Annotated in this window: 7 protein-coding genes; 4 read left to right on the top strand and 3 right to left on the bottom strand. The window is 49.8% G+C overall.

Annotated features, from left to right (window positions below; genetic code table 11):
• Positions 1–443: 443 nt before the first annotated feature.
• Both Q7V48_08740 and Q7V48_08735 read right to left on the bottom strand, forming a co-directional pair.
• Positions 444–1,850 (bottom strand): sigma-54 dependent transcriptional regulator, encoded by a 1,407-nt coding sequence (locus Q7V48_08740; GenBank protein MDO9210822.1) that lies wholly within the window; start codon positions 1,848–1,850, stop codon positions 444–446.
• Between the two features lie 90 nt (positions 1,851–1,940).
• On the bottom strand, positions 1,941–4,106 hold the full coding sequence (locus tag Q7V48_08735; GenBank protein MDO9210821.1) for an ATP-binding protein: 2,166 nt from the start codon (positions 4,104–4,106) through the stop codon (positions 1,941–1,943).
• A gap of 286 nt (positions 4,107–4,392) precedes the next feature.
• Here Q7V48_08735 and Q7V48_08730 point away from each other — a divergent pair, with 286 nt between their 5' ends.
• Both Q7V48_08730 and Q7V48_08725 read left to right on the top strand, forming a co-directional pair.
• The gene (locus Q7V48_08730) at positions 4,393–6,297 is read left to right on the top strand and encodes an ATP-binding protein (protein ID MDO9210820.1); all 1,905 of its coding nucleotides are present in this window, start codon (positions 4,393–4,395) and stop codon (positions 6,295–6,297) included.
• Between the two features lies 1 nt (position 6,298).
• Entirely contained in the window at positions 6,299–7,699 is a 1,401-nt protein-coding gene (locus Q7V48_08725) for a sigma-54 dependent transcriptional regulator (GenBank protein MDO9210819.1), read from the top strand.
• A gap of 135 nt (positions 7,700–7,834) precedes the next feature.
• Here the strand turns inward: Q7V48_08725 and Q7V48_08720 are convergent, their stop codons facing one another.
• Positions 7,835–9,370, bottom strand: coding sequence for a fused MFS/spermidine synthase (locus Q7V48_08720; protein ID MDO9210818.1), 1,536 nt, complete (start codon positions 9,368–9,370; stop codon positions 7,835–7,837).
• A 280-nt stretch (positions 9,371–9,650) separates the two neighbouring features.
• Here Q7V48_08720 and Q7V48_08715 point away from each other — a divergent pair, with 280 nt between their 5' ends.
• Together Q7V48_08715 and Q7V48_08710 are read left to right on the top strand one after the other, a co-directional pair.
• On the top strand, positions 9,651–9,974 hold the full coding sequence (locus tag Q7V48_08715; GenBank protein ID MDO9210817.1) for a hypothetical protein: 324 nt from the start codon (positions 9,651–9,653) through the stop codon (positions 9,972–9,974).
• Between the two features lie 214 nt (positions 9,975–10,188).
• Positions 10,189–10,500, top strand: a 312-nt coding sequence (locus tag Q7V48_08710) for a hypothetical protein (protein ID MDO9210816.1), incomplete at its 3' end; no start/stop codon positions are given.

The following is a 10,500-nucleotide window of genomic DNA, read 5'->3' as shown; positions in this document are numbered from 1 at the left end:
CATTGTCTCCTCATTGTCCACTACTAAAATCGTTTTCTTTTCCACAATACCTCCTGACGTTGGACCCGAGAAGAAAAACGTTTACACCCCAAAGACGGTGCCAAAAAAACTCGAAGGGGCCTGATCTGTTAGAGGAGGGTTGTTGTTTCGGTTGCCAGTCACAGATGAGCAGGGAAGTTCGCTCGTTCGTAGCCTGTGAAGATCAAACCCCTTCGGAGCCTCGCCAATTTTTATAATAAAAAAAGCAATACATATGCCAAAAATCAAAAAAGGGGGGCTCTTTTTAACACATTAATATTAAATGATTTTTTATGAAGGATAGAAGGGCAGGTTTGTTAGGCGATCACTTTATTTTGAAAATGATGCCATTATGTCAATTGTTTCGATAAGTGCTGCAAAAATGACAATTTAAAAATTTAAAAAAGCTTTTAGCTGACAATTTGTCAACTCTCTGTTTCTTCCCCTTTTTTCTCCTCCTCAATCTTGCGGTAGATCGTCCGGGCTGAAATCCCTAATATTTTAGAAGCCAAATTCTTGTCGCCCCGGGAATGGCGCAAAGTCTCTTCGATGACTCGCTTCTCAATTATCTCCAGAGGCGTTCCCAGAGAAATAGAAATGGTCTTTTCATCCATCATGGCAGCCTTCTCGCCCGCAGGCCATGCCATCGCTTTCAGGATTTCCGGTGGCAGATCCCCGGGCACGATTATTTCTCCCTTGGTCAAAACCACTGCCCTTTCGATGGCGTTTTCTATCTGGCGCACATTGCGAGGCCAGGGATAACGAAGCATCACCTCTAAGGCCTCCTGGGTAAACCCTTTCACATCTTTATTGTTTTTCTTCTTAAATATTTCCAGGAAATGGTGGGCCAAAAGAGGAATATCCCCTTCCCTTTCTCTAAGCGGCGGGAGGGTTAAAGTGATGACATTGAGGCGGGAATAAAGGTCTTCCCGGAAGACTTTTTTCTCCACGGCTTCTAGGAGATTCACATTCGAAGCTGCAACCAAGCGCACATCCGCCCGGATGGTTTTCGTTCCCCCCAAACGTTCGAACTCGCCTACTTGCAAGACCCGCAAAAGCTTAACTTGTACGGTCGGGCTGACTTCCCCAATTTCGTCCAGAAAAAGGGTACCGCCATTGGCCAGTTCGAACCTTCCTTCCTTGCGGGCAATGGCGCCAGTAAAAGCCCCCCGTTCGTACCCAAATAATTCTGCCTCCAGGAGGGTCTCGGGCAGGGCTGCGCAGCTAACCTTGATGAAAGGGTGATTTGCCCGGGGGCTTAAGTCATGGATGGCTTGGGCGATGACTTCTTTTCCCGTTCCGCTTTCGCCCTGGATAAGGACCGTGGCCGAGCTGGGAGCCACTTGGGCAACGATCTCCAGGACCTTCTTCATGGCAGGGCTCCGGCCGACAATTTTCTCGACCTTCTGAAAATCCTTAATCCGCTCCTGGAGCATGCGGTTTTCCAAGACCAGAGATTGTTTTTCCATGGCTTTGCGAACCAGTTTGAGAATCTCCCGGGGTTTGAAAGGTTTCTGGATGTAATCGAAAGCCCCATCTTTCATGGCCGTCACAGCCGTATCCACGGTTCCATAGCCTGTGATCAAGATCACTTCCACCTCTGGGCGGATCGTTTTGGCCACCTTCAGCAGTTCAACTCCATCCATCTTGGGCATTTTCAAATCCGTGAGCACCAGATGAATAAATTCCTTCCTGAGGATGTCCAGCGCTTCCTCTCCATCGATGGCGGGAAACACCCGTAATCCTTCCCCTTCCAGAATCTTAGCCAAAGAGTCACGGAAAGGTTTGTGATCATCCACCAAAAGAATATTTTTGTTTGCCGCTGTTTCCACTCTCATTTCCTCTAATTTTTCCAAATTCTTTATCCCCCGTTATCCGCCGGCATCCCCCTGCGCCCTGCACCCCTCCTTTTCTAAGCGGGTTCAATCGGAAGGCAGAGCGGGCAGGCGGATGGTAAAAATCGTTCCCAGGTCCACGTAACTTTTCAGGCTGATCGTCCCTCGATGCTCCTGAATGATGTGCGAGGTAATGGATAGGCCCAAACCTGTCCCCCCATGCTTGGTGCTGAAGAAAGGGGTAAAGACAAGTTCCAAATTTTCCTCGGCAATACCTCTTCCGGTGTCGGCAATGGAAACTGTAACCTGCCCATTTTCCCAACCCGTAGAGACCGTTAGCTTGCCTCCCTCGGGCATGGCCTCGAAGGAATTCTTGACAATGTTTAAAAAAGCCTGGCGGAGTTGTTTGGCATCGATCTGCACCGGGGGCAAAAAAGTCTCCAACTCCTCAACAACCTCCACTTTACGTTCCGTGGCTTCTTCCCGGAGGAAAAGAAGCAGATCGGCGATAACTTCATTGATGTTCCCTTGCTCCAGCTTCACTTTGGGCAGACGGGCGAATTGCAGGTATTCTTCGACAACCTCGATCAGATGGTCGATTTCCGCTTTGATCACCCCCAAAAGATTGCGGGCTTCCGTTGAGTCTTGCCCGGCAAACCGGGCCAACTCTTCTTCCAGAAGTTCGGCATTCAAAACAATTGTTCCTAAGGGGTTCTTAATCTCATGGGCCACGTTCGCTGACATCCTGCCCACAACTGCCAGTCGCTCCGACTGGACGATCTGCTGATGAAGATTCTTTTCGGCGGTGACGTCCTTAACGTACTCTACCACTTCCACGACTTCCCCGTTCCGGTTGCATAGAGGGAAAGAGTGGAGTTGCAAGTAGTGCTTGGTTCCATCGGCAATTAAGCTGGCTCGCTCGCGAAAAGCCGCCTGGCCCGTTCGGAAAGATTCTTCCGCCGGGCAGTTGGGACAAAGGTCAGACCTCCCTTGAAATTCCTGATAACAGATTTTTCCGATAAAATCTTTCGGAGACTTTTTGTACCAGTTCAAGCCGGTTTTATTGACCATGGAGATGCGGAAATTTCGGTCCACAATGGCGATGGCATCTGGGGCTCCGTCGAAGAGGGTTTGCAAGCGGTTCTGGCTCCTGACGATTTCTTCTCCCCATCGTACTTTCTCCTCTGCCCGGATGCGTCCCTGATTAATCTTGTGGCCAACGTATGTTCCTGCCAGAAGGGTACAGGCCATAATGAACAAAAGCAAGGCAGAATTTTTAAAGCCAGCCCATACCACCTGAGTAACGTCCGAATAAGGAGCAACGACAGCGACCGACCATATCTGTTCATCGATTTGAACCGGCGCATAGGCAATCAGCTTCTTGATCTTTCCCCGCTCTCCCCGGTGCCAGCCGGAAATATATTCGTCCGTCCCCGATTTTCCCCGGAGCATCATCTCTCTCATAATTTGATCGATGCGCTCATAACTAAGGCGAGGGTCCCGTTCTTTTCGGGCCGTGAAAGCATTCTTACCCAAAAATTCTGGATCATAGTGGGCAATAAATCTTCCCTCTTGATTAATCATCCAGAATCCCCCAGAAAATCCCGAACGGATGGGGTTGAGGTATTGTTCATTGACCTGTTCAAAATCCAGTCCACAACCTAAAATCCCCAGGAATTCTGAAGAGCGAAAAATTGGGGCGGCAATTAAAATGGACCCCAAAAACTGCTGTTCGTCGGAATTTTTTCTTCTCCCTTTCAGGAGCAGATCGGTCATCACCGGTTTTCCTGTACGCCGGGCTTGCTGCAAATAGGAACTGGAACTGAAATCCTTCCCTACTTCTTCTTGCCAAGCTTCGGGGGGATAGACTGAAATTAACATCCCTTGGCGGTCTTCAAGCCTAAGGAAATTGACTTTTCCCCCAAAACTTTTATAGAGAGACCGGAGAGTTTCCTCTGGGTTTACCCCTCCTTGGGGAAGCTTTTGCACTTCAGGAAGGTAGGTGAGAAGGGTGGCCGTCGCGCGGATTTCACCCAGGAAATTTTCTATTCCCCGGGCCGCTTGTTGGGCAAGCATTAACTGCTGGTTATTAAACTGTGTGGCCACGGCCTTTTCTGTAGAATTATAGCCGTGCAGGCCAATGGCCACTAACCCGCCAATAATTAGGCAAGTGACTCCCCAGATTACCGGCATAAGGGGAAGATGGTAACGTTTTATCCGCTCTTCCAAAAGGCTGATAATAGAATCCGCCATGTTGGTTATTATAACGAATGTTTCCTCTCAAGTCAAAGAATGAGCCACTCGCTTTTTCCTTGCCTCCTCCCTCTGTTTCACCTTATAATTTCATAATGTTTCACCGCAGAGCACGCTGAGAACCCAGAGGAGTAAACGAATAACTTCAAATCTAAAATTTTTACCTTTTCCTTTAGATTTTGAAGTACCCTTCATCTCCGCGTTCTCTGCGTCCTCCGCGGTAAATAGTCTTTATTTTTTACGCTTTCCACTATAGGAAGCGATCACTCAAGAATTCTTGAGAAGTATGCGCATCGGCACGAAACTCCTCCTGGGCTTCATCCCTTTGGCCATCCTTACCGCCATGGTCGCTGAAGTCTTGTACATCAATTCCAAACGGATCAGCGAAAGTTCCCAGACGGTCAGGGAGGTCTACCAGAACTACGAAAACATCCTGGAAATGCGCAAACATGAAAAAAACTACCTTTTCTACCGGGAAAAATTCTACCTTTACCGCATGAAAGATCTCTCCGGGAAATTTACCGAATTCCTCTCCCAGCAAAAACGGCTGAGCGGAGAAGTTGGAATGATTCAAGGCTTCAACAACGCCCAGAAGATTCTTACCCAATACCAGAGTATAATCGACCAGCTTCTCGCTCCCGATGAAGGCTCGAAGACTGAACAGAGCGTAAAGGAGATGACTACTTTTGGCCATCAATTGGAGCGTCTGGGGGAACAGATGGTCAATGTAGCCTGGATCCCCATCCAGGTGGGTACCCGAAAAGCCCGGACGTATTCCATGGTCTTTGCCATCCAGGCAGGCTTGATCGGAGCTGTTTTGGCGTTCTACCTCTCTCAACTTCTGGTCAAGCCCATCCAGCAACTGGTCCGCGGCACCAAGAAAGTGGCCAGTGGAGTTTTCACCGAGCGCGTCCAGGTGCGCTCCCGAGATGAAATCGGGGAACTTGCGGAATCTTTTAACCGGATGGTCGTTTCTTTGGAGCAGGGACAGGCCCGATTGCAACAGTCGAGTCGAGAGCTTCGCGAGACCAAGGAAACTTTGGAGAACATTGTCCAGAGCTCGGTGGACGCCATCGTGGCTACTGACCCCAAAGGCCGGGTTACTTTTGCCAACCGCAGTATGCAGGAGATGCTCTTGGGGCAAGATGGGCAGGAGGATAAACTTATGGGAGTCCCTATGTCCCAACTTTATTCTGGAGGAATGACCGAGGCCCGGAAAATCATGACCGTTTTAAGAGAGCGGGGGAGACTTTTGAATTATGAGACGACCATAGTCAGCAACGGGAAGATGATTCCTATCCTTACCTCCGCATCGCTGCTCAAGGATGAACGGGGCATAGTCGTTGGTACCCTGGGTGTAATCAAGAACCTCACCGAAAAGAAGAAACTCGAGGAAGACCTAAAAAAGGCCCAGGCTGAGCTGGGCCAAAAGGAGAGACTGGCCGCCATCGGCAGGCTGGCTTCGGGCGTCGCCCATGAAATGAACGACCCACTGACCTCGATCCTGACCTTCTCCAATCTCTTGCAGGAAGAAACGAAAGAAGGGGATGCCAGTCGGGAAAGTCTGGAAATCATCATCAAAGAGGCCACCCGAGCCCGAAGGATCGTCTCGGATCTTCTTTCCTTCTCGCGGGAGGCCAAGCCGGCGCTGGAATGGATTGACCTCAATGACGTGCTCACGATGAGCCTCCTTCTGCTGGAAAAACAGGGCGCCCTGGAAAAAATTGACGTTCAAATCGATCAGGCGAAGGAGCTTCCCTTAGTGCGGGCCGACTCTGGCCAGATGCAACAGGTTTTTACGAACCTTCTCCTCAACGCCATCCAGGGGTTGGACGCTTTGGATGCAGGAGACGAAAAATCAGGTGAACCTCCCCGGGGAAAAAAGCTACTCATCCGCACCCAATACCTCGAAGCCCAGGAAGAATCTCTTTCTGCCCACCGCCCTCTTATGGGTCCCTTTATCCGCGTGGTCGTCGAGGATAATGGATGTGGCATATCTCCGGAAAATTTGTCCAAGGTCTTCGATCCCTTCTACACGACCAAGAGTACAGGAGAGGGCACCGGATTGGGCTTATATATCGTCTCGGGCATTCTGAAAAATTATGGGGCTCAATACCACCTGGAAAGTCAGGAAGGGCAAGGAACTACTTTTACCATCGATTTCCCTCTGGCCGAAAGCGGAAAAAATTAAAATGGAACATTCCTGTAAGATTCTCATCGTCGACGACCAAGTTAACACTTGTAAATCGCTTCGGGCCATCCTGAAAAAAAGTGGGTATCCATCCGACTACACCCTGCGGGCTGAGGACGCCCTGCAACGGTTGCAGGGCGAGCCTTTTGACATCGTCATCACAGACATAAGAATGCCCGGAATGGACGGAATTCAACTCCTGGAAGAATTAAAAAAGATCCATCCCCACTTGGTGGTCATCATGATCACGGGATACGCCACCATCAAAAGTGCCGTCGAGGCGATCCAGAAAGGCGCCTATGATTATCTGCCCAAACCCTTTACTCCCGATGAAGTCCGCGTGATTATTGAACGGGCGGCGGAACGCAGCCGCTTAGAATCGGAAAACATCCTCCTTCGCCGTCAACTGCAATCTCAAAAATCCTTTGAGAACATTATCGGCAACAGCGCCCCCTTGCACCGGGTGTTCGAGATGATCCAGAAAGTGGCCAGGGGAGAAAGTAATATTCTTCTTACGGGTGAAACGGGAACGGGAAAAGAGCTGGTGGCCAAGGCCATCCATAACCTGAGCCTTCGGCGCGAGAAGCCTTTTCAGCCCATCAACTGTGGCTCCCTGGCCGAAGGGGTCTTGGAGAGCGAACTTTTTGGCCATGTGAAAGGAGCCTTTACCGGGGCTGTGGTCACGCGTAAAGGTTTGATTGAAGTAGCCGATGGAGGAACGGTTTTCTTTGACGAGATCACCGAGACCAGCTCAAGCTTTCAGGTAAAATTGCTCCGGGTCATCCAGGAAGGAGAGTTCATGCGCGTGGGAGATACTCACCCCATCCACGTGGACATTCGCATCATTGCCGCCACCAATCGTAACCTGGAAAAAGCCGTGGAGCGTAGAGAATTCCGCCAGGATCTTTATTATCGTCTGAAAGGAATCGCGATTCATCTCCCACCACTGCGGGAACGCCTCGGCGACATCCCTCTCTTGGCCTATCATTTCCTGGAAAAATACCGGGGGGTACGGAAAGTGGAATGTATCGATCCCCAAGCCCTCAAAGCCCTCCAGGCTTACAAATGGCCTGGCAACGTCCGGGAGCTGGAGCATGTCATCGAGTCTGCTCTTTCCATGGCGGAGGAAAATACGATTAAAATTACCGACCTGCCCCAGGAATTTTTAACCCGGGTCGCCGACCGGGTTACGGCTCAGGAGAACTGGATGAGTTCACCTTTTAACAAGGCTAAAGACCAGTTCGAAAAATTTTACCTCACCCACATCCTGAAAGAAAGCAATTGGAACATCTCGGAGGCTTCGCGCAAAGCCCAAATGTTCCGCCAGAATTTGCAGCAAAAAATCCGCAAATATGGAATTAAGATTGAAGATGAAAGAGAAGGGAAAAAAGAAGATTCTTAACCGAGAGGACCTCTTCCAGCATCAAATCCCCAATTCCAATATCTAATTTTCCAAACCCCAGATCTTTTGTTTTACATTCGAAATTTTGTTCAAGGGGATTTGCTTGGAATTTGGGATTTGGGATTTTATCAAGATTTACCCTCTTTTTTTCCTCCCAAACCTCTCTTCGAAGATAGGGGCAGTCAGGTTATCGACCGGAGCGTAGGAATCGGTCAGAACGACCGCGAAACGATTCTGCAGCTTCTGGCCCAGTTCCTTGGGAACAATGACATAGCAATTCCCTTTGTTCTCCGTTTCCACTTCCTTCCAGGGGTATTCGCGGGGGCTGGCGGCCACGATCATCGTACTGATCCCCATTTCTTCGAAAGGTGTATCCGCTATTAGAGCCACTTTCCCTCGGTCAAAGACCTCTTCCAACGTGCGAACGTAAGAGGGCATGAAAAGGCCGGTATGAAAATGGTCAATCACGTTGGCAATCAGCATCCCATCCGGTTTGAGGAGGGAACGGATGATGGAGGAGAACTCCTTGGTTGTCAGGTGATAGGGAATAGTCAGGTCATTAAAGGCGTCTCCGAAGATGAAGTCATATACACCCCGCTCCGGGAAATTCATCAGGACCCAGCGGGCATCGTCGTTGAAGGAGCGGATGCGGGTCTTGCGGGAAAGACCTAGGTATTCGTAGGCCAATTCGGTCAAGTGGGGATCAATCTCGATGACGTCAATATGCGCCTCAGGATATTTTGCCTCCAGATACCGAGGGAATGTATAACCTCCTCCGCCGATGATCAGAGCTCGGAATTTCGGGTTGGCCTTAGCTTTCCAGGCCACCAGATCAGCATAGGTTCTTTCGTATCCGTATTGCAGATGGAGGGGGTCATCCAGGTCCACATAGGAATGGATCAAGTTATCCAGGATTACGGTTTCCAAAGTTTTCCCGTTCTTCTTCAACTTCTTCAGCTCGATGGTGGAATAATCGGTTTCCTTGAAATAATAGGAATTTTCATCCCGCTGCTTGGTGAAGGCCTGGTCATGCACGGCCCAGAGGAAAACAGAGAAGACCGGCAAGAGGATCAGAAATACACGCCGCTTCAGGAAAGCTCCCCCAAAGAAGGGGGAGGAGACAATCAGAATCAGCGCCATGAGCAGAAGGATATTTCGCGTTCCCATCCAGGAGATCAGGAAAAACCCGGTGGCAAAGGTCCCCAAAATAGAACCCAAAGTGGAGAAGGCATAGATCTTCCCCACAACGTTTCCGGACCTATCCAGCCGATCCAAAGATAAGCGTACCACCACCGGAGAGATCATCCCCAAGATGAAGGCGGGCACGAAAAAGATCACGGTGGTGATGATCAGGATGCGCAGCATCAAGGATGTTTGCAGAGGCCAGCGGGCCACGGCTTCGGTCAAAGGCGATATTGAAAGCGCTCCCAATCCCGATAAAAAAAGCAGCCAGCCTAAGGTACGCGGCGTAGGAAATCGATCCGCCAAGATACCCCCCACATAGGCTCCGATACTAATCCCGGCCAGCACTACCCCGATGATGGAAGTCCAGGTGTATAACGAGACCCCCACATAGGGAGCCATGATCCTCCCCGCTACCAGCTCGATGACCATCGTACAAAAGCTGGCGATAAAAACCACGAACACTGCTTTGACGACTTCTCGGCGCATTTTTTTCTCCTTGGCCTATATCATTCCCAGAAAACCCCAATTTATCATATTTTTTGAAAGGAAGTTAAAAAATTCAAATCATGGAGTATAATTCACAATGTCTCTGCCCAATCATTCGCAGGCAGGGGAAAAGGGTCTTGCTGCTTTTGAGTCTATGGCCAATAACAGGGAGAACAAAAGAAAAATTATCCCCGTGATCACTCAATCTTTTGCTTCCACATCACTTGGGGCGGGAGACACGTGGAAAGTATATCTGAATGCCTCAGACTCGGATGGAGACATGAAATATATCGTGTGCACCATCGATCAGCCGGGAATAGGAACATACCCGGTCAGCTTCACCAGAATCAAAGAAGAAAACCGGCAAGAATTATCAGGCCATATCTATTTGAACACAGGAGGAGGGTACGGTCTGAACTTGTCTGACATTACCCTGAAGGTGCAAATCCAAGACAGGGCCGGAAATTTCAGCAACTTAGTTTCATTCCCTCTTATTTTTCAACAGGGCGTTAAGCAGGAAGCCCCCCCACAGGATACCTTCCAAGAAATAGAGATCGGGCCCATCATGATTACTCTCCAATTTACCCACGGGGGCGAGTTATGACATTATTCTTCCCCTATTTTCTGGGCTGACTCTTAAATCCTTTTGTAAATCTCTCTTTTATGTTCCAGCCTTAAGATGACCATAGCGCTATTTTCTAACATAAAGGCGATAAAATCTCCTTGACACACAAGGTAGCCCATCGTATCCTTCTCCCACAGAAAAGTCAGTTCTTATCAATAACGTGCCACTGAAATGCAATCCAAGGAGGGAAACGATGTTGAAGACAAGACCGAGTCACAAGTTCGCGGTATCCGTAGCGGCCCTTGCCGCCGTCTTCGCCTTTTCGGCGATCGACCCGGGTTACGCAGCGGAGCGCAAGTCGCTCCGCTTGGCCACGTCCCAAGTGGGTACTTACGGCTACAAGGTATCCGCCCAGTTGGCCGGAGTGTTAGAGCAGGCGCTCGGCGGCGAATATACCGTCACGGTCAATCCGTATCCGTCGCCTACCGTTGCCATGAAGGCATTGATGAACGGGGAAGGGGAGATCAGCTACACGGCCGACGTCGGGATGACCGAATTCCGTACC

The organism is Deltaproteobacteria bacterium (assembly GCA_030654105.1).
Lineage (GTDB): Bacteria > Desulfobacterota > SM23-61 > SM23-61 > SM23-61 > JAHJQK01.
The sequence above is the reverse complement of the archived record's forward strand: the minus strand, read 5'-3'. Positions and strand labels throughout refer to the sequence as shown.